Annotated in this window: 19 protein-coding genes; 6 read left to right on the top strand and 13 right to left on the bottom strand. The window is 69.8% G+C overall.

The features are described 5' to 3' along the window. Positions 1 to 165 precede the first annotated feature (165 nt). Positions 166 to 675 carry a hypothetical protein gene (locus D7V77_RS13700; RefSeq protein ID WP_233596972.1) on the top strand — a complete coding sequence of 170 codons (510 nt, stop codon included), beginning with the start codon at positions 166 to 168 and terminating at the stop codon, positions 673 to 675. Here D7V77_RS13700 and D7V77_RS13705 read toward each other — a convergent pair. The 7 genes from D7V77_RS13705 to D7V77_RS13730 all read right to left on the bottom strand — a co-directional run bounded on the left by D7V77_RS13705 (position 672) and on the right by D7V77_RS13730 (position 12,271). After that, the gene (locus D7V77_RS13705; RefSeq protein ID WP_199733778.1) at positions 672 to 2,807 is read right to left on the bottom strand and encodes a WD40 repeat domain-containing protein; all 2,136 of its coding nucleotides are present in this window, start codon (positions 2,805 to 2,807) and stop codon (positions 672 to 674) included. The two genes, D7V77_RS13700 and D7V77_RS13705, sit on opposite strands and share 4 nt — an antisense overlap. 42 nt (positions 2,808 to 2,849) lie before the next feature. Beyond that, on the bottom strand, positions 2,850 to 3,005 hold the full coding sequence (locus D7V77_RS43705) for a hypothetical protein (protein ID WP_158624398.1): 156 nt from the start codon (positions 3,003 to 3,005) through the stop codon (positions 2,850 to 2,852). Between the two features lie 354 nt (positions 3,006 to 3,359). Further along, a complete protein-coding gene (locus tag D7V77_RS13710) occupies positions 3,360 to 4,727 on the bottom strand; it encodes a TolC family protein (protein ID WP_120576729.1) in 1,368 nt (455 codons plus the stop codon). Positions 4,728 to 4,766: 39 nt separating this feature from the next. Further along, positions 4,767 to 7,859 carry an efflux RND transporter permease subunit gene (locus D7V77_RS13715; RefSeq protein ID WP_120576730.1) on the bottom strand — a complete coding sequence of 1,031 codons (3,093 nt, stop codon included), beginning with the start codon at positions 7,857 to 7,859 and terminating at the stop codon, positions 4,767 to 4,769. A gap of 45 nt (positions 7,860 to 7,904) precedes the next feature. After that, positions 7,905 to 9,020 (bottom strand): efflux RND transporter periplasmic adaptor subunit, encoded by a 1,116-nt coding sequence (locus tag D7V77_RS13720; protein WP_120576731.1) that lies wholly within the window; start codon positions 9,018 to 9,020, stop codon positions 7,905 to 7,907. Positions 9,021 to 9,145: 125 nt separating this feature from the next. Continuing rightward, a complete protein-coding gene (locus D7V77_RS13725; protein WP_120576732.1) occupies positions 9,146 to 9,730 on the bottom strand; it encodes a TetR/AcrR family transcriptional regulator in 585 nt (194 codons plus the stop codon). A 57-nt stretch (positions 9,731 to 9,787) separates the two neighbouring features. Continuing rightward, positions 9,788 to 12,271: an RCC1 domain-containing protein gene (locus tag D7V77_RS13730; RefSeq protein ID WP_233596973.1), complete on the bottom strand. Its 2,484-nt coding sequence runs from the start codon at positions 12,269 to 12,271 to the stop codon at positions 9,788 to 9,790. A 104-nt stretch (positions 12,272 to 12,375) separates the two neighbouring features. Here D7V77_RS13730 and D7V77_RS13735 point away from each other — a divergent pair, with 104 nt between their 5' ends. The 3 genes from D7V77_RS13735 (at position 12,376) to D7V77_RS13745 (ending at position 16,200) form a co-directional block, all read left to right on the top strand. Then, positions 12,376 to 13,563: an SGNH/GDSL hydrolase family protein gene (locus D7V77_RS13735; RefSeq protein WP_233596974.1), complete on the top strand. Its 1,188-nt coding sequence runs from the start codon at positions 12,376 to 12,378 to the stop codon at positions 13,561 to 13,563. 203 nt (positions 13,564 to 13,766) lie between these two features. Next, positions 13,767 to 14,585, top strand: a complete 819-nt coding sequence (locus tag D7V77_RS13740; protein WP_120576734.1) for a YdiY family protein — start codon at positions 13,767 to 13,769, stop codon at positions 14,583 to 14,585. Between the two features lie 25 nt (positions 14,586 to 14,610). Then, entirely contained in the window at positions 14,611 to 16,200 is a 1,590-nt protein-coding gene (locus D7V77_RS13745; protein WP_120576735.1) for an AbgT family transporter, read from the top strand. Positions 16,201 to 16,260: 60 nt separating this feature from the next. Here D7V77_RS13745 and D7V77_RS13750 read toward each other — a convergent pair whose 3' ends face one another. Next, the gene (locus tag D7V77_RS13750; RefSeq protein WP_120576736.1) at positions 16,261 to 16,824 is read right to left on the bottom strand and encodes a hypothetical protein; all 564 of its coding nucleotides are present in this window, start codon (positions 16,822 to 16,824) and stop codon (positions 16,261 to 16,263) included. A 144-nt stretch (positions 16,825 to 16,968) separates the two neighbouring features. On the opposite strand from D7V77_RS13750, the gene D7V77_RS13755 reads away from it, so the two are divergent. Beyond that, positions 16,969 to 18,525 carry a leucyl aminopeptidase gene (locus D7V77_RS13755; RefSeq protein WP_120576737.1) on the top strand — a complete coding sequence of 519 codons (1,557 nt, stop codon included), beginning with the start codon at positions 16,969 to 16,971 and terminating at the stop codon, positions 18,523 to 18,525. A 10-nt stretch (positions 18,526 to 18,535) separates the two neighbouring features. Here the strand turns inward: D7V77_RS13755 and D7V77_RS13760 are convergent, their stop codons facing one another. The 5 genes from D7V77_RS13760 to D7V77_RS13780 form a co-directional block, all read right to left on the bottom strand. After that, positions 18,536 to 19,879: a DUF2254 domain-containing protein gene (locus D7V77_RS13760; RefSeq protein ID WP_120576738.1), complete on the bottom strand. Its 1,344-nt coding sequence runs from the start codon at positions 19,877 to 19,879 to the stop codon at positions 18,536 to 18,538. 33 nt (positions 19,880 to 19,912) lie between these two features. After that, positions 19,913 to 21,400 (bottom strand): aspartate ammonia-lyase, encoded by a 1,488-nt coding sequence (locus D7V77_RS13765; RefSeq protein ID WP_199733779.1) that lies wholly within the window; start codon positions 21,398 to 21,400, stop codon positions 19,913 to 19,915. 88 nt (positions 21,401 to 21,488) lie between these two features. Continuing rightward, a complete protein-coding gene (locus D7V77_RS13770; protein ID WP_233596975.1) occupies positions 21,489 to 23,360 on the bottom strand; it encodes a bifunctional UDP-sugar hydrolase/5'-nucleotidase in 1,872 nt (623 codons plus the stop codon). A 69-nt stretch (positions 23,361 to 23,429) separates the two neighbouring features. Beyond that, entirely contained in the window at positions 23,430 to 23,888 is a 459-nt protein-coding gene (locus tag D7V77_RS13775) for a MarR family winged helix-turn-helix transcriptional regulator (RefSeq protein WP_120576739.1), read from the bottom strand. After that, complete coding sequence (locus D7V77_RS13780) at positions 23,885 to 24,316, bottom strand: hypothetical protein (protein ID WP_120576740.1); 432 nt, start codon at positions 24,314 to 24,316, stop codon at positions 23,885 to 23,887. The genes D7V77_RS13775 and D7V77_RS13780 overlap by 4 nt, the downstream gene beginning before the upstream one ends. 212 nt (positions 24,317 to 24,528) lie before the next feature. Between D7V77_RS13780 and D7V77_RS13785 the strand changes: the two genes are divergently transcribed. Continuing rightward, entirely contained in the window at positions 24,529 to 25,953 is a 1,425-nt protein-coding gene (locus D7V77_RS13785; RefSeq protein WP_120576741.1) for an RtcB family protein, read from the top strand. Positions 25,954 to 25,999 lie beyond the last annotated feature (46 nt).

A 25,999-nucleotide genomic window follows, 5' to 3' on the forward strand; every position in this document is an offset into this window, starting at 1 on the left:
GTCCGTTTCGGCCGGAGCACACGCACTCGCGGCCGTTTGCTCCCCGCCATGGCGATTCATGCTCGCACAGCAGCGCTTATGCATCCTTTGGATGCATCAGAATCGTTAATTTTTTCTCATCCCCTCACCCCTGGCGGCCCGACCACCGCCGACGAGGCTGGCAACGTGAAGGTCGCCGGCCTCTACCTGCCCGCCTCCGTCCGGCTCCCCTGGGAGATTGAAGCGGGCGTCGCCTGGCAGTTCGGTGACCGCCCGCTCCAGATGCCGTGGGGCCCGGACCGCGCGGAACGATACAGGGCCCTGCCACGCTCGAAGCTGCTGCTGACCGGATCCGTGCTCATCAGCGGCTCCGTGCCGAATGCCATCGGCTTCGACTCCTTCCTGTCGCAGCAGTTGGAGCGCTCCGGGCGGCACCTCTCGATTTCACCCCGCGTCGGCGCCGAGCTGGAGCCCCTCGAAAACCGGCTGCAGCTGCGCGCGGGCAGCTACCTGGAACCCAGCCGCTTCGACACTGTCGGGCCTCGTCTTCATGGCACCGCCAGCGCGGAGTTGCGGCTGTTCCAATGGTCCGTCTTCGGCTTGTTTTCGCCCGACACCTCGTGGCGCGTCAGCGGCTTCGCCGACGTGTCCCGCCGCTACTTCGGCTGGGGCTTCGGCGCGGGCACCTGGCACTAGCCCTCCGGCGTGTCGAGCGGCACCGCCGGTCCAATCCAGAGGATGTCCCGGAAGGACAGGAGCCGCTCGCGGTACGAGCCGATGGGAGCGCGCGGGTGGATGAGGATTCCCTCGTCGGAGACCTCGAGCAGGGCCCCGAGCGCGTACCACGTCCCATATTGCGTCTGGCGCAGCATCACCCCCTTGCCGAGATACGGCGTGAGGTTGGCGCGGCTGATGGCGGGACCGTGCGTGAACACCGGGTCGGCCCTGTAATGATCCAGGGGCCGCGTGGGGGCCTCGTATTGCTTCAGGAATCCCCACGTCCCGTGCCGGGCGTCTCTCGCCGCCAGCGTCTCGCCTTCGGGCACGGGGACGCGCCGCTCCTCGAACGCGGCCTCCGCCTGGGGCTCGACGAGCGAAAGTGCCCCGGAATCCCAGCGCGCATGCGGGGTCCCCTCGGCCCAGCGCCAGGGCCAGGCATGGCGTCCCCCCACCGAGAACATCAGCCGGGGCTCGAGCTTCTCCCGCGAACCCGGAGGACACTCCACGGTGCCGTCCGGCTGCGCTCGCGTGAAGTCCCAGCCGCGCTCGGTCGGAATGAACCGTGCGACTTCGTCCGGCCAGGGGTTCCAGTCGCTCGGGGGCGGCACGCGGCCCGGCTCCAACTCCAACGAGGAGCGGGAGCGCTGCTCTCCGGTGTTCACGTCCCAGAAGGCGATGGCATGGGGCCCCGCTCCCACGAGCATGCCGTCCGCGCCCCAGGCCAGTCCGTCGATGCCGTTGGCGCCCTCGAGCCGCCGGAGCATCTTGGGCGAGGACCCCACCTTCCATAGCTCGACCTTGAGTCCTTCACGCTTCCACAGCTCGGCCATGCCTCCCTCGCGCAGCAGGCATGCGCCCATGGAGCCATCCGGCGACCAGGCCCAGCGGCCCAGGTCGCCGCTCTTGAGGGCCAACCCGAACGAACGGCGCTTCAGGTCCATCTGGCACAGGAACTTGCCGTTCTCGAAGATGAGGACCTGCGGGAACTCGTAGCCGTTGAGGAGCACGGCCAGACGCCGGCCGTCGCGGGACCAGACGTATTCCGCGACCGAGAGAATGCGCGCACCGAAGTCCTTGCTCAGGTCGGACACCGTGCGGCCAGTGTGTCCGTTGGCGAGCCGGGACGGCTCCTCACCGTAGGCCAGGCGGGCGCCGTCCGGCGAGAACGCCACCGGCAGCTTCAGTTCATCGAAGCGGTACTGGAGGTCGCCGCTCCCCACGTCGATGACGGAGGCCGACGGATGGGCGTCCTGGCCCGAGTCGGGGTGCGGCTCGGACACGTACTCGTATTTGCAATAGCCATGGATGCGGGAGCCATCCGGGCTCCACCGCACCCAGGCATGCGGCTGCGATTTCGAAGGCCGTCCGTCCAACCGGGCCGGGCACCAGCGAAGCCCTTCACCGTCCTCGTTGACCCGGGCCCCTTCCCGGAACGGGATGATGCAGCCCAGCGCGCCGTCCGGGCCGGGGGTGGAGATGAACAGCTGGGTTTCATCCGGAGACCAGCACCAGGCGGGCAGGTGCCCCTTGTTCTCCACGGTCTTGGGATTGATGACAGCCGCCCCCGGCGGCGAGCCCCAGCGCCGGGTGACGTCGGCGGTGAACGAAGGCGGGGTTCCGGCGAAGGCCCTCAGCACGCCCACGACGACATCGTCCAGGTTGACGCCGAGCCACTCCCCTGACGGCGACCACTGGAGGCAGGAGGGATCCCCCGTGGAGCCGACCTGCGTCGTCTCGAACCCGACGGCGTCGACCACGCGCCCTGTCGCCAGCTCCCAGATGCGTACGTCTCCGCCGGGCAATTTGTCGAGGCGGCCGCTCGCGATGGCGAGATGGCGTCCATCCGGACTGAGCGCGAAGCTGTGTTGCACGCCGATGTAGCGCGGGCTCTCCACGAGCCGTGCCCCCGCGGCCAGGACCTTCTCGGAGAAGAGCCGGTGGACCTCCGTGAGGCCGCGCTCGCGCTCCAGGCGGAGCAGCCGTTCGCGCAGCGGCGGAAGGTCCCGGCCAGGCTCGAAGTTTCCGAAGTCGGCCTGCTCCAGCAGCGCTTCGAGCTCGGCGTCGGAGCATTGGCCCAGCTGGGTGAGGTTCACGAGGGGTCCTGGCATAGGGATGGAATCACTCCTTCCCGCGAGGATACCGCACGTCGCTCATGGACGGATGAGCGCTCCCGGGGGCAGGCCGACGCGCAGCAGCGTGCACTCGACGTGCTGGAACCCCAGCGCCAGCGCTCGTGCGGCAGCCCGGGTGTCGCGGACCTCGAAGGTGCCCTGTTCCCTGCCCTCCTCGAAGATGGCCGTCAGCATCGCGACCTCGCGAGCCCGGGGGACGCGCGAGCCGCGGTTCCACGAGCGGCATGAGCTCCCGCAGCGCCCGGGGCGTCACGCGCAGCTGCTGGACCAGCCGCTCCGACAGCCGCGCGCGGTACGCGATGTCTCCCAGGAAGACCTCCAGGAAGCTTCTGCGTGCGAAGATTTCGCGCGCTGCCTCGATGACGGCCGCCTGCTGCCTGGGGATGAGTGACAAGACCGTCATCTTGAAAGCCCGTGCCCCGAAGGGCGGCTAGAAACCGAACCCCACCGGGGAGGATTGCGCCAGGGCCAGGTCAGGAAGCCCCACGACGTGCAGCATGGCCAGCAGGAGGAACCTGTCCGCCGTGGCTACGGCTGGACCAGGGAGTGGCCCGTGGGGTCGAAGAGGCCCATGGCCCGCATCAGCGCCAGGCGGGACAGCCGCACGTTGAGCGACTCGGCCACGGCCGACAGCTGGGCGTTCGCGAGCGCCGCGTTGACGTCCGTCACCTGGAGGTACGTCGTGGCCCCGGCGTCGAAGTTCTGCTTCGCCAGCCGTGCGCTCTCCCAAGCCAGCTTCACCCGCTCATCGGCCGTGCTGAGGTTGACCTCCGCGCTCTCCAGTTCGCTGCGGGACTTGCGCACCTCATCGCGAATCTTCTCTTCCAGGCCGCGCAGGTTGGCGTTCGCCTCGGCGATCTTCCCGGAGGACTCGCGCAGGTTGGCCTCGCGCAGGCCGCCGTCGAACAGCGTCCACGACAGGGACAGCCCCGCCGTCCAGGTGGTGCTCTGGCCGGTGAGCCCGGCGGTGTTCGCCGCCGAGTAGTTGCCGTTGGCGTACAGGTTGGGCAGGTACTCGAAGAGGATCTGCTTCCGGCCGCCGCGCGCGACGTCCACGTTGAGGCGCGCCGCCGCCGCGTCCGGCCGCCGGTCCAGCGCGGTCTTCTCCGCGCCCTCCGCGTCACCGGCCTCGGTGGGGACGGTGACCGCGTTGCCCTGCGGTGGCGCCACGTCGAAGTCCACCGGCCGCGCGAGCAGTGCGGCCAGGGCGCTCCTCGCGATGGCGTAGGCGTTGCGGCTGCGCACCACCGCCTGCTCCGCCTCCTTGCGGTCCAGCGTCGCGCGCAGGACGGCCAGCTTCTCCGCGTCGCCGGCCTGGAAGCGCGCCTCGGCATCGCGCTCGAAGCCCCGGCGGACGTCGAGGAGCTGCTCATTCACCGCCAGGGCCTCCCGCAGGCTCGCGGCGCCGAGGTAGGACTGGGCCACCGCGAAGAGGATCTCCCGCCGGGTGTTCTCCGCCGTCAGCGCCGCCGCCTTCTCGCCCAGGTAGGCGTTCTGGATGGCCGGCCACAACGTGGGGACGATCAACGCCTGCCGCGCGGTGAGCTGTCCGCCCAGTTGGTCCTTCTTCTGCAAGGTGATGGGGTCCGGCGCTCCGGGGAGCGCGAACGACACGTCCCTCGGGTACCGGGTGTACGAACCGCTCGCGGTGACGTTGGGCAGGTAGCCCGACCAGGCCTTGTTGCCCAGCTCCCGGGACTGCTGGAGCCGCGCGCGGGCCGCGTCGAGGCTGGGGCTCTGCTTCTCCGCGAGGGCGATGGCCTCCTCGAGGGAGAGCAGCGGGAACGCGGTGGCCGGAGCCACCTTCGGCTCGGGGATGGGGGTCTGAACGGGCCGGTCGGACACACCGGGGGCCTGCGTCAGCAGAACGCTGGAGAGAAGCACTGGGATGATCATGATGAGGGTCGAGCTGAAAGGGTTTGGGGATGGCCGCGCTCAGTGCGCGCCTTCTTCCGTGAGTTGGACCGCCACCGGAGCGTCCGCCTCGCGGCGCTTGAAGCGCGCGGAGACTCCGTCCAGCAGCGAGTAGACGACGGGCACCACCACCAGCGTCAGCACCGTGGAGCTGATGAGGCCGCCGATGATGACCAGCGCCATGGGCACGCGCATCTCCGCGCCATCCCCCTTGGCGAGCGCCACCGGAACCATGCCGGCCACCATCGCGATGGTCGTCATGAGGATGGGGCGCAGGCGCATGGGCGCGGCCTCCAGCAGTGCATCACGCGCGCTCCGGCCCGCCTCACGCAGCTGCTGGGTGAAGTCCACGAGCAGGATGCCGTTCTTCACCACCAGGCCCATCAGCATGATGACGCCGATGAGCGCGAAGATGGACAGCGCGTGGCCCGACAGCAGCAGCGCGCCAATGGCACCGATGAGCGCGAAGGGCAGCGACAGCATGATGGTGAACGGGTGGATGTAGCTGCCGAACTGCGCAGCAAGAATCATGTAGAGCAGCAGGATGCCCAGCCCCAGCGCGGTGGCGAAGGCGGCGGTCGTCTTGCCCAGCTCCTTCGCGTTGCCGGCGAAGTTGCCCACCACGCCCTGGGGCAGGTCCTGCTGGGCCTGCGCCGTGAGGTACGCAATGCCCTCGCCCAGCGTGTAGCCCGGGGCCAGGTTGGCGAGCAGGGTGATCTGCCGCTTCTGGTTCTGCCGGTCGATCTGCACCGGGCCCTCCGAAGGCGTGATGTTGGCCACGTTGCGCAGCTCCACCAGCTGCCCGCTCGTGGAGCGCACGGTGAGCTGTCCCAGCGCCTCCTCGGAGGCGAGCGTCGCGTCCGGCAGGCGCAGCTTCACGTCGTACGTCTCACCGCCCTCGCGGTAGGTCATGAACTCGTCGCGGCCCAGGTAGGCACGGAGCGAGACGCCCACCTGCGCGGCCGGCACGCCCAGCTTCGCGGCCCGCTCACGGTCGATGCGCACGTCGTACTGCGGCTTGCCGCTGCGGAACGTGGTGTCCACGTCGGTGAGGCCCGGGTTGGCCTTCATCGCGGCGAGCAGCTTCTCGCTGCCGGCGACGACCTGGGACCAGTCCGTGCCGCGCAGCACGTACTGCACCTGCTGGTTGCGGCCACCGCCAATGCCCGCCGCGTCCTGCACGGTGAGCAGCACGCCCGGCTGCTGCGTCAGCGCGGCGCGCAGCTGGACCTTGAAGGTCTCCTGGTCGAAGGAGCGCTCCTTGCGTGGCACCAGGTTCACCAGCACCTCGCCCTTGTGCACCTCCTCCAGCGTGCCGCCGCCCGCGGTGCTGAACGTCTCCTTCACGCCCTCCAGGGTGCGCGCCTGCTGGGCCACGGTGGCCAGCTCACGCTCGGTGTCCTCCAGCGTGGAGCCCACGGGCAGCTCCAGCGTCACGCGCACCGCGCCATTGTCCGAGGGCGGGATGAAGGTGAACTTGAGGAAGCGGGCCATGCCCAGCGTCAGCACCAGCACGCCCACCGCCGCGGCCACCGCCAGCCCCCGCCGGTTGAGCACTGCGCCCAGCACGCGGCGATACCCGTTCTCCACCCAGACGAGCGCGCGCTCGATGGCCGCGCTCACGCGGTTGGTGGGAGCGCCATGCCCGTGCCCCTTGAGCAGGCGGCTGGAGAGCATGGGCGTGAGCGTCATCGACACCGCGTAGGAGATGAGCACCGCCACGGCCACCGTGACGCCGAACTGGAAGAAGAACTGGCCAATCATGCCCTCCATGAAGGCCACGGGGACGAACACCGCCACGATGGCCAGCGTCACCGCGAGCACCGCGATGACAATCTGCTTCGTGCCCTCCAGCGCCGCCTGCATGGGCGTCTTCCCCTCCTCCAGGTGACGGACGATGTTCTCGATGACCACGATGGCGTCGTCGATGAGCAGGCCGATGGAGAGCGTCAGCGCCAGCATGGTGATGATGTTGAAGGTGAAACCCAAGAGCGCCATCACCGCGAAGGTGCCGATGACGCTCACCGGCAGCGCGATGGCGGAGACGAGCGTCGAGCGCAGGTTGCGCAGGAACAGCAGCACGATGAGCACGGACAGCACGCCGCCCAGCAGCATGTCCTCCTGCACCGCGTGGATGGACGCGCGGATGTTGGTGGAGTTGTCGCTGATGGTGCTGACCGTCACGCCCTCGGGCAGCTGAGCGTTGAGCTCCGCCAGGGACTCCTTGACGGCCTCGGCCACCTGCACCGTGTTGGCGCCGGACTGCTTGCGCACCACGAGCGCGATGGCGGCGCCCGTGTCCGAGCGGGCCAGGCCGCGCGCCTCCTGCGCACCGTCCACCACCGCCGCCACGTCCCGCACGCGCACCGGGGTGCCGTTGGGGCTGGCGACGATGATGTCGCCAATCTCTCCCACGCTGCGCGCCTCCGCCGTCAGCCGGACGATGCGCTCACGTCCGCCCTGGGTGGTGCGCCCGCCGGGCAGGTCCACGCTCTGCGACTGGAGCGCCTGGCTCACGTCGCCAACGGCCAGCCCGTAGCCGCGCAGCCGCTGCGGGTCCACCACCAGCTGCACCTCCCGCTTCCGGCCACCCACCACGCCGATGCTGCCCACGCCCGGCTGGCTCTGGAGGGCGGGCTTCACCACGTCCTCCGCCACGCGCGTCAGCTCGTCCACGGGCAGGGAGCCGGAGAGCGACAGCGTGAGGATGGGCGCCGCGCCGATGTCGAACTTCTCCACGACGGGCGTCTCGATGTCGTCCGGCAGCGAGCGCAGCGTGGCCTGCACGCGGTCGCGCACGTCCTGGGCCGCGGTGTTCACGTCGGTGCCCAGCTTGAAGGCGATGGTCACCTGGCTCACGTTCTCCAGGTTGATGGAGTTGAGCTCATCCACGCCGTTGACCGTGTTGAGCGCCTCCTCCAGCGGGTCGGTGACGTTCTTCTCGATGGACTCGGGGTCCGCGCCCGGCAGGAGCGTGGTGACGGAGACGTAGGGGATGTCGACGTTGGGGTACTGGTCCACGCCGATGCGCGGATAGGCGTACAGGCCGAAGACGACGACCGCCGCCATCAGCATGACTGTGAAGACAGAGTGTTTGATGAAGGTCTGGAGCATGGGGATGGCGTGACGGTGAAAGGGGTTGGGAAGGAAGGCGCCCGGCTACTGGACGACCTGGAGCGCGGTGCCGTCCTGGAGCGGCAGGCTGGCGTCGGCCACGACGCGGTCGGCGGAGCCCAGGCCCTGCACCACGCGCACGAAGCCGGGCAGCACGCGCTCTACCTTGACGTCCCGGCGCTGCGCCTTGCCGTCCTGCACCACCCAGACGAAGCCCTGCTGGCCCCGGGCGTTGACGGCCTGCGTGGGCAGGAAGAGGCCCGCCTGCTCCGGTGCGTTGTCGGAGGCCGCCACGCTGGAGAAGTCCAGCTCCACCAGGGCGCCCGCGCGCAGCCGCGCACCGGCGTCCTTCGCCGGCAGCACCTCCGCGAGCACCTCCACGGTGCGCGTCTGCTCGTCGATGGTGGCGCCCAGGCTCTTCACCTTCGCCTCGAAGGGCGCGCCGGAGGGATTGAGCGTGCCCTTCACGACGGTGCCCACCGACACGCGGTCCACGAGTGACTCGGGCACCGGGGCGCGCACCTCCAGCGCCTGCGTGTTGACGAGCCCGAAGATGGCCGTGCCCGGCGACACGTAGTCGCCCGCGTTGCGGCTCTTGCTGGTGATGACGCCGTCGAAGGGGGCCGTGAGCGTCGCGTCGCGCACGGACTCCTGCGCGCTGTCCAGGGCGGCGGCGGCCTGCTGCGCCTGGGCCTGCGCCTGACGGAAGCCCACCTCCGCCTTGTCGAGCGAGGCGCGCGGGAGGCTGCCCGACTGCGCGAGCACACGCGTCCGCTCCACCTCCGACGTCGCGCCATCCAGCGCCGCGTCCGCCGCCGCCTTGGAGGCACGCGCCTGGTTGACGGCGATGCGCGAGTTGGAGGTATCCAGCTGTGCCAGCACCTGGCCCCGCTTCACCGTGTCGCCCACGTCCACGCTGACGCGCGTGAGCGTGCCGGATGCCTGCGCGCTCAATGTCGCGGACTGCTTGGAGCGCACGCTGCCGGTGGCCCTGAGGACGCTCGACTCCAGCTGCGTGGCGGGTGTGACGGCACGCACGCCCACCGGCTTCTGCGCGACCTGCGCGGCGGAGGCCTGCGGGACGACTGCCTTGTCACCACCACCGCACCCCGTCACCACCACCGCCACCGCCACCGCTGCTGCCTTCATGAACGTCTTCATCGCTTCGTTCCTCGTGCTGTGGCCGGAGACCCGGCACTGGATGACTGAATCGGTTTTCTGGTCAGTCCCGGCCAAACGAAAGCCCCACCGCGCCCGGGCGCGAAGTGGGGCCAGGAAAGGAGGGGTCAGTTGGGAGGTTGCTTCAGGAGGCCACGGATGAAGATGTCGAAGCAGCGCTCCACCGACTGCATCAGCGCGACGTCCGCCCCCTCCGGCATCAACTTGACGGCGAACTGCATGAGCAACGCCACGAAGCCACGGGCCGCGGACCTGGGCTCGGCCACGGTGAAGACTCCCTGCTCCACGCCTTCCTCGAGGATGCCCGCCAGCACAGCGGCGTCACTCTCCATCATCCTGGGCACGAGGTGCGCCGCCTGGAGTCCCAGCTCGAAGATGGTGCTCAGCTCGATGCGCTGCCCCTCGGGTGCACGGGACTGCTGCTCCAGCTTGCATTGGATGTAGGCCCGGACCTGGGCCTCGGGCGTCTTCGCCCGGCGCACCCTCGCATTGAGCTCGGCCAGGCCCTCCCCGTACGCCCGCTCCACGCAGGCCTCGAAGAGCGCTTCCTTGCTCTCGAAGTGCAGGTAGATGCTGCCCTTGCCCACGCCTGCCCGCCTGGCGATGTCTTCGACCGAGGCCTTCTTGAAGCCAAAGCGGGCGAAGACCTCGCCGGCGGCGCCCATGATGGCGGTGCGTGGGTCGGAACTCATGACCAGATTTATAAATCGGTCACTGAGTCAGCGCAAGTCCCCCTTTCGTTTGAGGCCCTAGGGCAGCGTCACCGGGATGGGCCGGGGGCTGTTCGCCGCCTCGCCATTGCCGAGCTGGCCCGCGACATTGGCGCCCCAGGCCCAGACCGTCCCGGCGCGCGTGACAGCCAGGGAGTAGGCGCTGCCCGCCGCGATGGCGCGGGCATCGCGAAGCGAGGCGATCTCTCCGCGCGACTGGTTCCCGGTTCCCTCGCCCAGCCCCAACTGCCCGGAGGCATTGCTCCCAAAAGTGACGAGGGGGCCTCCGTTCGTCACGGCCAGCGAGTGGCCGTCACCCGCGGCGATGCGCTGGACTCCCGCCAGGCCGGGAACCCGCACCGGGGACCACTGGCTGAGAGTCGTCCCGTCGCCGAACTGGCCCTGGCCGTTGTACCCCCACGCCCAGAGGGTGCCGTCCTCGCGCAGGGCCAGGGAGTGGTATTTCCCCGCGGCCACGGCGACGACTCCCGTCAGGCCCGGCACCTGCGCCGGCATGGCGTGTGAGGTGTTCGTTCCATCCCCCAGGGCCCCGAAGTCGTTGTCCCCCCATGCCCAGACGGTGCCGTCCTCACGCAGCGCCAGCGCGTGGATTGCGCCCGTGGCGATGGCGACGACTCCCGTCAGTCCCGCCACCTGCCCCGGCGTGGAGCGTCCGGCGGTCGTCCCGTCGCCGAGCTGGCCCTGGCTGTTGTACCCCCACGACCAGACGGTGCCGTCCTCACGCAGGGCCAGCGCATACCAGCGACCCGCGGACACGGCCGTGACGCCGCTCAGCCCGGTGATGGGTTCGGGGGCAAAACCGTATGACGAGGACTCGACCCCCAGTTGCCCGAAGCTACTGGCCCCCCACGACATGACGGTGCCATCGGAGAGCACCGCCAGTGAGAGGCCCCAGCCCGCGGCAATGCCCCTGGCGCCGGAGAGGTTCGGCACCTGGGCGGGCGTCGTGCTGCCGCCGTGCGCGGCGCCAATCCCCAGGCTGCCTTCGCGGTTGTCGCCCCAGGCCCAGACCGTGCCATCCGCGCGCAGGGCCAGGGAATGGGCTTCACCCGCGGCCACGCTATTCGCCTCCGTCAGCCCCGGCACCTGCACGGGTCCGCCGCGATTCACGGTCTCCGGCTGGATGCCGAGCTGCATGTACCGGTTGTCGCCCCAGGCCCGCAGGCTCCCGTCGGAGAGCACGGCCAGGACATGCTCGTCACCCGCCGCCACGGCCGCGACGCCCGCGAGGCCCGACACCTGCCTGGGAGCATGGCGGGTGTACGTCCCATCCCCGAGCTGGCCGGAGTCGTTGGTTCCCCAGCCCCGGACGGTGCCATCCCCCATCAGGGCCACCGCGTAGAAGGTGCCCGCGGAGAGGGTGGTCACGTCGGTCATTCCCGGCACCTTGCCCGGAATGTGTCCGTTCCTCCGGGAATCACCGCCCAGGGCCCCATCCACGTTGGTGCCCCATGACGACACGGTGCCGTCCGAATGCACGGCGAACGAGAGCCCATAACTCGCGGCGACGGAGACCACGTCCGTCAGCTTGAGCACCGCCACCGGGAGGAGGCTGCCGACCTCCCAGTTGAACTCTCCATTGCCAAGCTGACCCGAGGAGTTGTTACCCCATGCCCGGACCGTCCCATCCGCGAGCACGGCCAGCGAGTGATCCCTGGAAGCGGCGATGCCAGTGACTCGTGCCAGCCCCGGCACCTGCACGGGGGTGAGACGTCCCTCCGTCGTTCCATCGCCGAGCTGGCCGTCGCTGTTATCCCCCCACGTCCAGACCGTACCGTCCTTGCACAGGGCCAGCGAGGAGTAGCCAGTCGCGGCGACGGCAAGGACCTCCGTCAGCCCCACCACCCGCACCGGCGTGGAGCGGTAGGTCTCCGTTCCATCCCCAAGTTGTCCAGCACTGTTGCCCCCCCACGCCCAGACGGTGCCGTCCGCGCGCAAGGCCAGCGCATGGTCGCCTCCCGCCGCCACGGCCCGGACGTTGGTCAGTCCGGGCACCGGGCGGGCGGCTCCGTCGAAGCGGAGATACGAGAGGCCCCACTCCACGACCGTGCCGTCAGGGCGGAGCACCAGCGAATGGTAGCGGCCCGCGGCGACGGCCGGCGCCGCGGGACACGCGACGACGGAGAGCGCGAAGCTCCGCGTGATGGCGGGCGCCACATGATTGGTGATGGTCACCGTCACCCTGGCGCGCGTTCCAGCGGGCAGACATTCCGGGCCCTTCCAGCGCACGTCGCTGGTCGTCGCGGTGCTTTGCGGCTGCTCCAGGACACCCGTGCTGGCCTCCCAGCTGAAGCCCAGGGCCCGCTGGGCGTCATCCTTCGCGGCGACGTGGAACGTCACCGCCTCGTTGGCCATCAGGTTGACGGCGGACTGTGTGCTCTCGACGAGCGTGGGGGATTTCGGCTGGGACTGCGGCTCCGGGTCGGAACCACAGCCGGTGCCCAGGAGCGTCAGTACAGCCAGCAATGCCAGTTGGAAACGAAAGCCAATCAGTCGGTTCATGGGGGCCCCCCTGGAGATGACAGGAAACGCGAGTCATCTAGCATGGGCTGTTCACTGCTGGCATCTGGTGGGCCGCCGCCGTCTTGCGTGTACGCTGGGAGTGCGTGCCCGACCGCTCCCGCATCGCTGGCGTCTGCCTTGGCATGGGCCTGTCGCTGGCCGCGTGCAGGGCCCCCTCCACCCCACCGGAAGGCCCTTCCATGCCCTGGGTGAGCATCCCCTCCACCGACGCGCGCGTGCGGTACGTGGGCCGGACATACCGCTCAGCGACAGGGGTCGTCTTCTCGCATCCGGGCGTCACGGTGCGCGCGCGCTTCTGGGGCGACGCGGTGCGGATGCGGCTCGATGACGCGGGCGCGGGCGGCGACGTGGGGACCAACCACTTCGACGTCGTGGTGGACGGGGCACCTCCCAGGCTGCTCGCGGTGAATCCCGGTCAGGCCACGTACCTGCTCGCCAGCGACCTTCCCGTGGGCCTGCACACGGTGGAGCTCTTCAAGCGCACCGAGTCCCTGGTGGGCGCCAGCACGCTCCTGTCGCTGGAGGTCCATGGTGAGCTCCGGGAGCCGCCCCAGCGGCACACGGGGCTCAAGCTGGAGTTCGTCGGGGACTCCATCACCTGCGGCTACGGCACCGACGCCACCTTCACTCCCCAGACAGCCTCCTCCAGGGTGCCCTCCTTCACGTCGAAGCACCAGAATCCCAGACGGAGTCATGGCTGGCTCACGGCCCAACGCCTGGGCGCGGAGGCCGTGTTCGTCTGCTATTCGGGCCACGGCGTGTACCGCAACCTGGACCTGTCCACGTCCGGCTTGATTCCGGCCATCTACGAGCGCGCCGTCCCGGACCACCCCGCCGCCTGGGACTTCTCCAACGACTCGCCGGATGTGATTGTCCTCAACGCCGGCACCAACGACACGTTCGCGGGCGCGGGCACCGCCGCGTTCCTTCCGGACGAAGCGGCGTTCAAGTCCGCCTACCGGACCTTCCTCGAACGGCTCCGCACGCTGCATCCCCGCGCGCACATCGTCTGCACGCTGGGCAGCATGACGGATGGCTTCAAGCGGAAGGAACAGCAGGGCGTGGTGACATCCGTGCACGTGGGCGATTGGATTTCCGACCTGGTGGCGGAACGCCAGCGCCTGGGCGATGCCCGGATCCACCGCCACGTGATGGCCATGCAGAACCCCTTCGCTGACGGCGTCGGCGAGGACTGGCATCCCTCCGCCGCCACGCACCAGAAGATGGCGGAGTCGCTGAGCCGGTTCATCCAGGACATCCTGCGTCCCTGAACCAGGGCCTGTAGAACACATCCCTCATCACGTTCTGACGGGCAAAGGCACGAGGGTGCCTTCCCTGGCATGCCGGCCTGTGATTGCAGGACGCGCGGTGCGTGTCGAAGGTTGCGTGGGCCGCGAGAAGGCCTTCGAGCACCACCGAGGTCGCCCCTCCCTCTTCAGCGGGACAGGCCGGCTCCTCCTTCCCGAGGGCACGTATGAGTCCACTCCTCATCCTCTTCGCGGCAATGGCCCAGGCGCCCACGCCTCCTCCCGACCCGGCGGATGCCTCCTCACCGGCTTCCGTTGGAGCCGAAGCAGACGAGGACGAGGACGAAGGGCCCTGGACGGGCTCGGCCGGGCTCGGTGCCTCCATGTTCACCGGCAACGCCCGCTCCTTCACCATCACGGGCGACGCCATGGCGGAGTACGAGTCTCCGGTGTGGGCGCTCACCCTGGAGGCGGATGGCGCCTACGGCAACGCGGCCGCGGAGGACGAAGAGGAACGGGAGGTCACGGCCCTGACGCTCGGCGGGTGGGCGCGCGGCGACTACCGCTTCACGCGCCTGGTCAGCGCCTACACCTTCCTGGGCCTGGAGACAGACCATCCCGCCAGCCTGGAGCTGCGCACCGAGGTGGAGCTGGGCATCGGCCTCACGCTCCTGGAGCGGAAGAAGAAGTCGAAGGAGCTCTTCCTGCGCACGTACCTGGGCGGGAGCTACGCCAAGGACCGCCGGTTCCAGTACACCCCCACGCGCGAGGACCTGCCGAACGTGACCCTGTGGTCACCCGCGGTGGGCGTGGCGTTCCGCTACGACATCAACGAGCACGTGTACCTGCGCGAGGACGCCGTGCTGCTCCCGGACATCTTCGGCGACACACGCGTCCTGCTGGACTCCACCACCAAGCTGTCCGTGCACCTGACGGACCGCTTCGCGCTCACCACGTACTTCGAACTGCAACACGACAGCGTACCCGCGGCGGGCAAGGTCAAGACGGATACCTCGCTCTCGGTGGGTGGCGAGCTGGAGATCTGAGGGATTGGAAAGGAGCAGCACTCCCATGGCCAAAGCGGCTCATTTCGACGACGTCCAGGTCCCAGGCGAGACCAAGAACAAACAGCGCACGCCACCGAAGAAGAAGGGCATGGAGCGGGTGCTCGACGCCATCGAGCGGGTGGGCAACAAGGTCCCCCACCCCGCCATCATCTTCGTCGCGCTGATTGCCATCGTGATGGTGCTCTCCCACATCTTCTACAGGATGGGGGCCAGCGTCACCTACGAGACCATCAACCCGGACACCCACCAGGTGGAGCAGACGACCTCCGCCGCGAAGAGCCTGCTGACGGGCGAGGGCCTGCGCTTCATGTTCGCCGGCGTCGTCCAGCACTTCATGGACTTCAACGCGGTGGGCGTCATCATCGTCGCCATGCTGGGCGTGGGCGTCGCGGACGCGGCGGGCCTGGTGGGCGCGCTCATCCGCAAGCTGGTGGCGGTCGCTCCGGCCCGGCTCCTCACGTACATCCTGGTGTTCGTGGGCGTCCTGTCGAGCATCGCCGCGGATGCCGGCTACCTGGTGCTGATTCCCCTGGCGGCGGCGGCCTACCTCACCGTGGGCAGGCATCCCCTCGCGGGCCTGGCGGCCTCCTTCGCCGGTGTCGCGGCGGTCTTCACCGTCAACATCCTGATCAAACCGCTGGACGGCATCCTGACGGAGATCACCAACGACGCCATCCACATCATGGCGCCGGACCGCTCCATCGACCTGACGGCGAACTTCTGGTTCTCCGCCGCGTCGGTGGTGATGCTGACCGTCGTGGTGTCGCTCATCAGCGACAAGCTCATCGAGCCCCGGCTGGGTCCATACCAGGGAGAGAAGCCGGCCACGACGGGCGCGAAGCTGTCCCCGGAGGAGTCACGCGGGCTGAAGTTCGCGTTCTGGGGGCTCGTGGGCGTGGTGGTGTTCTTCGGGCTGCTGGCGTTGCCGCCGGGGGCTCCGCTGCGCAATCCGGAGACGGGCGCGCTCATCGGGGACTCGCCGTTCATGAACGGCCTCATCGTCGCCATCACCGTGCTGTTCCTGGTGACGGGGGCCGCCTACGGCGTCGGCGCCAGGACGATGAAGAACAGCGTGGACGTCATCAAGGCCATGGAGAAGGCGGTCGCCGGGCTGGGCGGCCTCATCTTCCTGCTGTTCATCATCAGCCAGTTCATCGCCCTCTTCACCTACACGAACATGGCGACCATCGCGGCCGTGAAGGTGGGTGATGCCCTGGAGCACGCGGGCCTGGGCGCGCTGCCGCTGCTCGTCGGGTTCGTGCTGGTGGTCGCCGTGCTGGACCTCATCATGACGGGCGCCATTCCGAAGTGGGCCATCTTCGCGCCCGTGTTCGTGCCGCTCTTGATGCGGCTGAACGTGGACCCGGAGGCCGTACTCGCCGCGTACCGCGTGGGCGACGGTCCGTTCAATGCCATCTCACCGCTGAACGCCTACTTCGCGCTCATCGTCACCTTCGCCCAGAAGTACCAGAAGGACGCGGGCGTGGGCACGGTGGTGGCCTTGATGCTGCCGTACGTCATCGTGGTCTTCGCCGTGTGGATCGCCCTGTTGGTGGCGTGGCAGGTGCTGGGACTGCCCTGGGGGCTTGGGTAGAAGAGGGAGAGCGCCTCGCGGTGCAGGAGGCGCTCTACCATCACCAGGGCGCCTTGCCCCTCAGCGCCGCGAGTCGCGCCGGCTCTGGGTCCGGCGGCCCCGGCCAGAAGCGTGGGACTGACGCTTGAGGGCGGGAAAGCGCTCCTGCTTCAGGGCCCCTCCCCGCTTCTGGCCGGACGCCCGCTTCCCGGAAGCGGGGGCCTTCGCGGTGCGGCCGGCGGCGCGCGTCCGGCGCGCGGGCTTGCGTCCTCCCGTGGCCGCGCGCGTCGTCCGCCGGGGGGCCGGACGGCTCGCGGCGCGGGTCCGGGCCTGGGCCTTGCGCTCGAGCAGGGCGAGCCGCTTCTCGAAGCGCTCCAGGGTGAGGGCGAAGTACTCGGCCTTCTGGAGGGTGTTGCGGTTGCCCTCGGCGCGGCGGGAGCGGGAGGGCACCTCCTTGCGGAGCGCCTCCCTGCGCTGCCGCCGCGCCGCGTCCTGGTACTTCTCCATCAGGCGGCGCGCTCTCAGGATGCGGCCGCGCAGCTCCCGTGGCGAAAGCTCCGCCAGGTTGCGTGGGGCGCTGGACAGGACGAGCTGGGCTTCGCGCTCGGTGAGCAATGACATCCGCTTCGACGGCAGTGTGCGCATGGGCTTCCCCCCTCATGGGATTGAGTGGCGGAACATCCACACCTCCCATCCGCCGGAAAACCGCTCCCGGAGGCAGGGGCGAGTAGCCTTCTGGATGTTGCACCCCCCTGGCGCCGTGGCCAGTTCCTCCATCAGGAGGCTTCCATGTTGACCTCGTTTCATTCACGCGCGCAGGCCGAGTTCCACCCCGCTCCTTCCATCGAACCCCCGGAGGAGACGAAGCTCGCCGTAGCAGCCACCGTCCCCACCGACGCCGGTTGCGTCGGCACGTTCGTGGGAGCGGACGAAGAGGTGAAGGCCCCCGGCCTCGACCGCGCGTTCCTGAAGGCGGCGGGCTTCGAGGGCAAGGCCGGCCAGACGCTGCTCATTCCCCGCTCGGGAGGCCCGCCCCTGGTCGCCGTCGGCGTGGGGGCGCGGGCACAGCTGGATGCAGGCAAGCTCCGGGATGCCGCCGCCGCGTTCGCGCGGACCGTGGGCCAACAGAAGCGCGTCGCGCTCCAGGTCCCGGACACCGGGAGCGTCCCGGCGGACCTCGCCGCGCAGGCCCTGACCGAAGGCGTCCTGCTCGCCCGCTACCGCTACCGGCCCTACAAGCGGAACTCGGAGCAGGAGCCGCCGCTCGAATCGCTGACGCTCGTCTCGGGTTCGAAGAACACCGAGGACGTTGAACAGGGAATGATGCGCGGAGGCATCCACTCCCGCGCCACGGCGTTCGCGCGTGACCTCGCCAATTCCCCCGCCACCCTGCTGACCGCCGCACGGCTGGCGGAGGTGGCCGAGTCCCTGGCCAAGCGCTGCGGCCTGGAGGTCGAGCTCTTCGACGGCGAGGCCTTGGCCGAGCTGGGCTGCGGCGGCCTGCTGGGCGTCAACGCCGGCAGCGCGGAGCCGCCGCGGATGATCAAGCTGACGTACACGCCCAGGGGCAGCAAGGGCGAAGCCGTCCAGCCCCTGGGCCGCGTCTCACTGGTGGGCAAGGGCATCATGTTCGACTCGGGCGGCCTGGGCCTGAAGCCGAACGACCTGGTGCACGCGACCATGAAGGGCGACATGTCTGGCGCGGGCGCCATCCTCGCGGCGATGACGGCGCTGAAGCCGCTGGGCTGCAGGACGGCGGTGACGGCGTACCTGATGTGCACGGACAACATGCCCTCCGGCACCGCCATGAAGCTGGGGGACGTGCTGACGGTGCGCGGCGGCAAGACGGTGGAGGTCATCAACACCGACGCGGAGGGCCGCCTGGTGATGTCGGATGGGCTCGTCCTGGCCACCGAGCAGTCGCCGAGGCCCGACGCCATCGTGGACGTCGCCACGCTCACCGGGGCGTGTCAGCGCGCGCTGGGCCTCCTCAGCGCGGGGGTCATGGGCAACGAGCAGCCCCTCGTGGAGCAGGTGAAGGAGTCGGGGGAGCGCACCGGTGACACCGTGTGGCAGCTCCCGCTGGACCGGCGCCTGCGGCAGGAGCTGGAGTCGGAGGTGGCGGACATGAAGAACGTCGGCGGAGACAACGCCGGAGCCATCACCGCGGCCCTCTTCCTGGAGGAGTTCGTGGACGGGCTGCCCTGGGCGCACATCGACATGGCGGGGACGGCGCGGGCCGAGCGCGACAACGCGTGGCGCAGCAAGGGCGCCACGGGCTACGGCACCCGCCTGCTCATCGACTTCCTCGTGGGCTTCAAGCCCACCCGCGAAACCCGCCACTGAAGCCGGCGCTTCAGTCCGGAAGCCAGTCCGCGCGCCCCCGCTCGACGCGCGTCCGGTGCTCGCCCTGGAAGGAGGCCCGGACGCGCTCCGCCTGGGCGAGCAGGCGGTGGAAGCGGTCCTTCTCCGTGGAGCCCTGGACGTCCGCGAGCACGCGTGCGAGCAGCGCGTGCGCCGCGGCGCGGTCCTGCGCGTCGCGCGCGAGCAGGCCCACGGTGAGGGCGATTTGAAGCACCTCCTCCAGCACCTCCGGGTCGCCCCCCGCGTAATGGAGGGGGCCATCCACGGCGAGGAAGAGGTAGTCGCGCAGCCGCAGGGCCACGAGTGACACGCGCGCCCTGCCATCCGGGTCGACGACGTTCCAGTCCCCCTGCGGCAGGGCCGCCAGCCGGCGCATCACCGAGCGGATCTGCTGGAGCGCCTGCCGGGCCGTGTACGGGTCATTCGCGGACGAGGACAGGGCCCGGTTCGCGACGTCGACGAGGATGCGGAGCCCCAGGGAGGGGTCGCAGTCGGGCTCGCGCGCCGACGTGATGCTCAACGTGGCGGCGAGGCCGTGGAGCACGTGGGCATCCACGGCGCCCCCTCCGTCCGCCACCACCCAGCCGGCGACCTCGTCCTGGTCGATGTACTCGCCCACGGTGATGCAGATGCGGACCCGCACGCCCCACTTCCGGGCGAGCCGCGTGAGGTCCTGGAGGTCGACGTCCGCGAGGTAGCCCGACGAGGCAGCCAGCAGCGAGGTGGCATCCGCCGGCAACCGCAGGGTCACCGCCGGATCCAGCGGCAGGCGCTTCAGACGGGCCTGGATGCGGCGCTCCGTCGCGGACACGATCAGGTGCTGGACGAGCCCGAGGACGCGCTCCACCCGCAGGAAGCGGAAGGTGCGGGCCAGGACGATGATGAGCACGCAGAGCGCCACCAGCACCAGGATGATGGCTCCCGACAGGACGGGCCGGGGCCTGACGCCAGCGTCCTCGATGACGCCCAGCTCCCGGACCGCCGTGAGGATGTAGCTGGTGGAGAGGGCGAAGAAGGGAATGGCGCGGCGGAGCGGCGCGCTCTTCAGGTAGATGGGGACCAGCCGTGGCGAGTACTGGTTCGCGGCGGACTGGATGACCGGCGCGTTCAGGGACAGGGCGATGGTGAGGACGGTGATCTGCAACCCGAGCAACGCCCCCAGGGCGCCCCGGGTGTCGTCGACGTCCCCGGGCCAGGCATGCCCGAACAGGGCCGGTGCGGTGTCCGTCTGCACGCGGGCGACTGCGATGCCCAGCGCGCCCCCGGCGACGACCAGGGCGGCCAGGACCAGCCAGTAGGGCTCTCGGAGGAACCTGCGCAGGCGACGGATGAACATGCGGACCTCGCGCTGAAGGCGAAAAGGGACCGCCTAGTGCGTGCCCTCTTCGTCCCGGGCCTCCACCGCCTGGCCCCGGGTCAACCGCTCCGGCGAGAGCAGCTCGGCCAGCTGCTCGCGCGTCAGCAGGCCGGCGGACACCACCAGGTCCGCGATGCTGGCGTTCGTGGCCAGGGCCTCCCTCGCCAGCCGTGCCGCGGGCGCGTAACCGATGTGCGGCATGAGGGCGGTGATGACGCCCACGAAGGATTCCACCTGGCGCGCGAGCCGCTCCTTGTTGGCGGTGATGCCCCGCACGCAGTTCACACGCAGCGTCGCCATGGCGGCGGTCATGTACTTGAGGTTCTCGAACAGCACGTGGGCCATGACCGGCCCGAAGGCGTTGAGCTGGAGCTGCCCCGCCTCGGCGGCCATGGTCAGCGTCACGTCTCCCCCGGCGACCACGAACGCCACTTCGTTCACGACCTCCGGAATGACCGGGTTCACCTTGCCCGGCATGATGCTGGAGCCCGCCTGCATGGGCGGGAGGTTGATTTCGTTGAAGCCCGCCTGCGGGCCGGAGCCGAGCAGCCGCAGGTCGTTGCAGATCTTCGACAGCTTCATCGCGGTGCGCTTGAGGGTGCCGGACACCTCCATGAAGACGCCCACGTCGGTGGTCGCTTCAATCAGGTCCGGCGCGGTGACGATGGGGCGCCCGGTGATGTCCGCCAGGTGCGCTCGCGCGGCCTCCGCGAAGCGCGGGTCCGCGGCGATGCCCGTCCCAATCGCCGTCGCCCCCAGGTTGATCTCCCCCAGGCGGCGGGTGACCTCCGTCAGGCTCGCGTGTTCCTCGGCCAGCGTGACGGCGAAGCCTTCGAACTCCTGCTGGAGCGTCATGGGCACGGCGTCCTGGAGCTGCGTCCGGCCAATCTTCACGATGCCCGCGAACTCCTGCCCCTTGTCGCGGAACGCCTGCTCCAGCAGATGCAGCTGGGCCAGCAGGCGTTCGACGGACAGCATCAACCCGACCTTGAGCGCCGTCGGGTAGGTGTCGTTCGTGCTCTGGCTCCGGTTCACGTGGTCATTCGGGTCCAGGTGCGCGTAGTGGCCCTTGGGGTGGCCGGCCAGCTCCAGGCCGCGGTTGGCGATGACCTCGTTGAAGTTCATGTTGGTGGAGGTGCCGGCCCCGCCCTGCATGACGTCCACGACGAACTGCTCGTGCAGCCTGCCGGCCTTGATGTCCTCGCAGGCCTGGTCGATGAGCGAGGCCCGCGTCGCATCCAGCACGCCAATCTCCGCGTTCGCGCGCGCCGCGGCCTGTTTCACGCAGGCGTAGCCGAAGAGCAGGTCGGGATAGACGGAGATGGGGCGCCCGCTGATGGCGAAGTTGTCCAGCGCGCGGCTGACGTTGATGCCCCAGTAGGCCTCCGCCGGGAGCCGGCGGGAGCCCAGGTCGTCGGTCTCGGTCCGGGGCGGTGCGCCGTCCTGGTTCAGCGTGTGGATGCTCTTCTGGAACGTCTCTTCCGCGCGTGGGTCGGCCATCCCCGGCAACGTAGGAACGCGGGAGGCCCGGTGGGACATGCCCTCAAGGGAAGAGGGCTGTCCACCGGGCGTCCCTCGGTGCCTTACGTCACGGCACGGGCGCGCACTTCGCCGGGCCGAGCGTGGCCTGGAAGTACGGCGTGTAGAGGTCCGGCGTGAGCGTGAAGTTGCAGGTGTTCACCGCGTCCGGAGACAGGTTCTGGTGCTCCTGCATGTAGCGCGCGACGTAGTCACGCACCCCGTCCGCGGAGGACCACAGCATGCGGCCTTCCTTGAACATGCTGTACCCGCCGCCGCCACCGCCGCGGTAGTTGTTGACGGCGATGCGGAAGACCTGGTCGTCCTTCACGTCCTGGCCCTGGAAGCGCAGGTGCGTGAGCCGCGAGCCCGCGGGCTTCGTCAAGTCATAGCCGTACTCGATGTGCGAGTAGAGGTCCCAGTTGTAGTCCGCGACGACGGGCGTGGTGGCCTTCGCGTCCGCGGGCTTCGCGGGCAGGTTGGCCGCGTCCAGCTGCTTGAAGTACAGCGTGTTCATCTCCAGCGCGCGCCGGAGGATGGAGCCGTTGATCTCCATCACGTACAGCGTGTTGTCGTAGATGTAGACGCTGTAGGCGTCACGCAGGGTGACGTCCCCCGCCGGCAGCGCGACGTCGTTGGAGAACAGCGCGGTCGCGGACAGGTCCACGGGGAAGCCGGCCTCCGCAGCGGCCTCCTCCTGCACGATGTTGAGCAGGTCCGACAGGGCGCTGTCCACGTAGCGGCCGGGGAAGCCGCCCGTGAAGGCCGCGGTGGTGCTGCCAATCTTCTGGTTCACGTAGGCCACCGTGGTGTCGTGGGCGGCCTGGGTGAGCTGCGTCACCGTGGCATCCACCGCCACCGTTTCGTCCACCGCGTGGAGCTGCGAGTCGTGCGCGTCCACGCCCCAGCGCTCGCCGTTCCAGGTGACGTTGAGCTGCACGTCCGCCAGGTGGCTGCCCCAGCGGTTGGGCTGCGTGAGGAGGACCTCGCGGCCATCCTGCTGCTTCAGCAGCATCTTCGGGATGGGCTGGTGGGTGTGGCCGGTGAGGAGCACGTCCACGTCCGCCACCTGCTGGGCGATCTGCACGGCCTGGTTCTCAGCGGTGAGGTTGCCGCGGTCGGTCCACTTCGTGGCGTCCGCGTAGTCCGCGAGCCACGACTCCGGGCTGGTCGCGCTGCCCGTCGGCTGCTTGTCCGGGCCACCGTGGATGGCCACCACCACCACGTCCGCGCCGGCCTGCTTCATCTTCGGCACATACGTCTTCGCGGTCTCCAGCGGTTCATCGAAGCGCAGCCCGGCGATGTTGTCCTTGCGCTCCCACGTGGCCACGCCCGGCGTCACCAGGCCGAGGATGCCGACCTTCACGCCGCACACCGTGGTCATCACGTACGGGGTGAAGGCCTCGGAGCCGTCCGAGCTCTTGCGCACGTTGGCGCCGAGGAGGGGGAAGTTCGCCTCGCCCTTGAACTTGTTGAGGACGTCCTGGCCGTAGTTGAACTCGTGGTTGCCCATGGCCATGGCGGCGTAGCCCAGCTCGTTCATGGCGGCGGCCATGGGGTGCTTGGGCGCGTTGTCCACCTGGGCGTAGTAGGTGCCGAGCGGCGAGCCCTGGATGGTGTCACCCGTGTCGACGAGCAGCGTGCAGTCCGGGTTCTTCGCGCGCTCCTGCTTGATGAGCGTGGCCACCTTGGCCAGGCCGCGCTTCGCGTCAGCCTTCCCGGAGAAGTAGTCCCACGGGAAGATGTTGGTGTGCAGGTCACTGGTCTGCAGCAGCGTCAGCGTGCGCGGCGACCGGTCCACCGGAGCCGGGTCGACGGGGGGATCATCGTTGGAATCACAGGCCGTCATCAGCGAGCTGGCGCCCACGAGACAGAACGTGCCGGTGCGCAGCGCGCGCATCAGGAAGGAGGAGCGGTTCAAGAGGCCTCGACCTTGTGTCATGCCGGAAGGGAATCTTCCGGAGGGGCGCGCACCCTACAAGACCCCTCTGACGTTCTGGGAATGGATGGCTCAATCCCCGGACGCCGGCTCCAGATTGTCCACCACGCGGCGAAGGAGCGACATGAACGTGGCGCGCTCGCGGTCGCTGAAGCCCGCGGTCGCCTGATCCGCGACCTCCTCCAGCTGCTCCTTCGCCTGGGGCAGGCGCTCCCGGGCCTTGGCCGAGAGCGATATCCGGGTCGCGCGCTTGTCGTCCGGGTGCGGCTGACGCTGGATGAGCCCGTCGCGCTCCATGCGTGTGAGGAGCGCGGCCATGGTGGGTTGCTCGACGTGGGCGTACTCCGCGAGTTGCTTCTGGAGGAGCGGCCCGTGCTCCTCCAGCGCGATGACCACCGGCAGGTAGGCCATCCCGAACTCGAGCGGCCGCAACCGCTGCTCGAAGTGGCGCATCAGCAACCGGGACGCATGGTTGATCCAGAAGGTCGGTACGGCTCCGGGGTCCCAGCGGGGGGCGGTCTTCGCGCTCATTGGAGGTTGCCCGAGGAGTCCTCCGACTCCTCCTCGGCCGTCGGATAGGCGGAGACGGCCAGGGCGATTCCCTGGTCCGCGAACCACCGGACGTCGTCGGGTGGGAAGTGGACGGAGCTGGTGAAGTGCCGCGAGGTGCCGACGAACAGCCCGAAATCCACGACGCAGGGGACGGCCTGCTGGCGCAGCTCCGCGAGCAGGGGGGCCAGCACCTCCAGTTGCCTGCGGGCGGCGGCGACGGGGCCGTGCAGCGTGCCCTCCCCGTCCTCCACCAGGGTGAGGTTGAAGCCCGAGGTCGAGTGCCTTCCCTGGCGCTGCAGCTGCTCCCCCTGGAGCCAGACGGCATCCGGGCGGCAGTCCGGGAAGCGGTCCAGGACGGACGCCACATCGAACTCCGGGGCCTGGGCCCGTAGGACAGCCACCGTCATGACGCCGCTCCATTCCCCTGCTTCGACACGTCCATGGGCCCATCCTCGACTGGAGCGGATCTTTTCGCGAGCCCGTCAGGCACGGTGTGTTGGATCGTCCAGGGGGTCGCGGACGCTCCGGCGTCCCGACCGCGGCTGCTGACCCGAGGTCTCGAATCCATCGCTCACGTCCCCCGGGCTGAAATCCGCCCGGGTCAGATTCCGAGAAGGTCATGCAGCCGAAACTGAACCGGCTCCTGCGGGCGCTTGCCCGCGAGGGGCTCGACGTTGCTTACGACGGTCGTGTCTACACGGTCCGCCTCCAGGCGGATCCCCATGCTCCCCCCGCCGAAGTCCTCCTTCCGCCGGACCTGCCGGTGGAGGGCAAGGCGCTCCAGCAGCTCGCGGCGCTCGCCGCGCTCCATCACCCCGACGGCGGCCGCGTGAAGCAGGTGCGCGCGACGCCGGACTTCCATCCGGGCGACTCCGGGGTGGCCATCGGGTCGGTGGTCCACACGGAGGGCCTGGTGGTCCCCGGCGCGGTGGGCACGGACATCAACTGCGGCATGCGCCTGCATGTCGCGGACATCTCCGTGGACGCCTTCCTCGCCCGCCGCGACGCCTTCGTCGAGCGGATGAAGGGGCACTACTTCTTCGGCACGCGGGACGTCGCCCAGGGCTCGCGCGCCCTGGAGGCGCTGCTGCGGGACGGCCTGCCCGGCTGGCTCCTGGAGACGGAAGGCCAGCCCCTGGGCATGGCGGCCCGGATGGAGCTGGGCCAGCTTCACCGTGAGTCCGACCGCGTCTATCTGGGCGGGGCGCTGGAGGGGGACCCGGCCTGGGCGCCCACCGGGCTGCGGCGGGAGGGCGTGGTGCGCGACCCTGGCCTCGCCACCATTGGCGGAGGCAACCACTTCGTGGAGGTGCAGCGGGTGGAGGCCGTGGTGGACCGCGCGCGGGCGTGGGCCTGGGGCGTGCGGGAGGGGCAGCTCGCGTTCATGGTGCACTCCGGTTCGCGGGACATGGGCAAGCACGTGGGGCGCACCTGGCAGGAGCGGGCGCGCGCCGCGTGGCCCACGGGGGCGCCGCACCCGGGGAGCGGCATCTTCCCGCTCGCGGATCCAGTGAAGGTGCGCGAGTACCTGAAGGCGGAGGCCACGGCGGCCAACTACGCCTTCCTCAACCGGCTGCTGCTGGCGGAGCTGGTGCGGCAGACGCTGCGGGAGCTGTTCGGGGACGTGGAGGCGCCGCTCGTCTACGACGTGCCCCACAACATCACCCTGCCCTGGGAAGGTGGCTGGCTGGCGCGCAAGGGGGCCTGCCCTGCCGAGGAGGACCAGCCGGTCATCATCCCCGGCTCCATGGGCGCCACGTCCTACCTGATGCGGGGCCTGGGCAACGCGAAGGCCCTGGCGTCGGCCTCGCATGGGGCGGGGCGGGCGCACTCGCGCTTCTCCATGTCACGGGGAGGCGCGAAGCACCGGGAGGAGGACCTGGGGCTGACGGGGGTGGACTGCATCGCGCTCAGGGCCGAGCGCCGCATCGAGGAGGCCCCCGCCGCCTACAAGCCCATTGGCCCGGTGGTGGCCTCCCAGGTGGACGCCGACATCATCCGGGAGGTGGCCCGGCTGCGGCCCTTGATGACGTTCAAGGCCTGAGCCGGAAGCGCGGGCCGTGGGCACCTCCGGGTGCTCCCGGCCCGGT

This window comes from Corallococcus sp. CA041A (assembly GCF_003612075.1).
Lineage (GTDB): Bacteria > Myxococcota > Myxococcia > Myxococcales > Myxococcaceae > Corallococcus > Corallococcus exiguus.

Excerpts from the sequence above, each read along its gene's own strand:
- D7V77_RS13705 (WP_199733778.1), bottom strand. The coding sequence starts at position 2,807 with ATGCCAGGACCCCTCGTGAACCTCACCCAGCTGGGCCAATGCTCCGAC.
- D7V77_RS43705 (WP_158624398.1), bottom strand. The coding sequence starts at position 3,005 with ATGCTGACGGCCATCTTCGAGGAGGGCAGGGAACAGGGCACCTTCGAG.
- D7V77_RS13710 (WP_120576729.1), bottom strand. The coding sequence starts at position 4,727 with ATGATCATCCCAGTGCTTCTCTCCAGCGTTCTGCTGACGCAGGCCCCC.
- D7V77_RS13715 (WP_120576730.1), bottom strand. The coding sequence starts at position 7,859 with ATGCTCCAGACCTTCATCAAACACTCTGTCTTCACAGTCATGCTGATG.
- D7V77_RS13720 (WP_120576731.1), bottom strand. The coding sequence starts at position 9,020 with ATGAAGACGTTCATGAAGGCAGCAGCGGTGGCGGTGGCGGTGGTGGTG.
- D7V77_RS13725 (WP_120576732.1), bottom strand. The coding sequence starts at position 9,730 with ATGAGTTCCGACCCACGCACCGCCATCATGGGCGCCGCCGGCGAGGTC.
- D7V77_RS13730 (WP_233596973.1), bottom strand. The coding sequence starts at position 12,271 with ATGAACCGACTGATTGGCTTTCGTTTCCAACTGGCATTGCTGGCTGTA.
- D7V77_RS13740 (WP_120576734.1), top strand. The coding sequence starts at position 13,767 with ATGAGTCCACTCCTCATCCTCTTCGCGGCAATGGCCCAGGCGCCCACG.
- D7V77_RS13745 (WP_120576735.1), top strand. The coding sequence starts at position 14,611 with ATGGCCAAAGCGGCTCATTTCGACGACGTCCAGGTCCCAGGCGAGACC.
- D7V77_RS13750 (WP_120576736.1), bottom strand. The coding sequence starts at position 16,824 with ATGCGCACACTGCCGTCGAAGCGGATGTCATTGCTCACCGAGCGCGAA.
- D7V77_RS13755 (WP_120576737.1), top strand. The coding sequence starts at position 16,969 with ATGTTGACCTCGTTTCATTCACGCGCGCAGGCCGAGTTCCACCCCGCT.
- D7V77_RS13760 (WP_120576738.1), bottom strand. The coding sequence starts at position 19,879 with ATGTTCATCCGTCGCCTGCGCAGGTTCCTCCGAGAGCCCTACTGGCTG.
- D7V77_RS13765 (WP_199733779.1), bottom strand. The coding sequence starts at position 21,400 with ATGGCCGACCCACGCGCGGAAGAGACGTTCCAGAAGAGCATCCACACG.
- D7V77_RS13770 (WP_233596975.1), bottom strand. The coding sequence starts at position 23,360 with ATGACACAAGGTCGAGGCCTCTTGAACCGCTCCTCCTTCCTGATGCGC.
- D7V77_RS13775 (WP_120576739.1), bottom strand. The coding sequence starts at position 23,888 with ATGAGCGCGAAGACCGCCCCCCGCTGGGACCCCGGAGCCGTACCGACC.
- D7V77_RS13780 (WP_120576740.1), bottom strand. The coding sequence starts at position 24,316 with ATGACGGTGGCTGTCCTACGGGCCCAGGCCCCGGAGTTCGATGTGGCG.
- D7V77_RS13785 (WP_120576741.1), top strand. The coding sequence starts at position 24,529 with ATGCAGCCGAAACTGAACCGGCTCCTGCGGGCGCTTGCCCGCGAGGGG.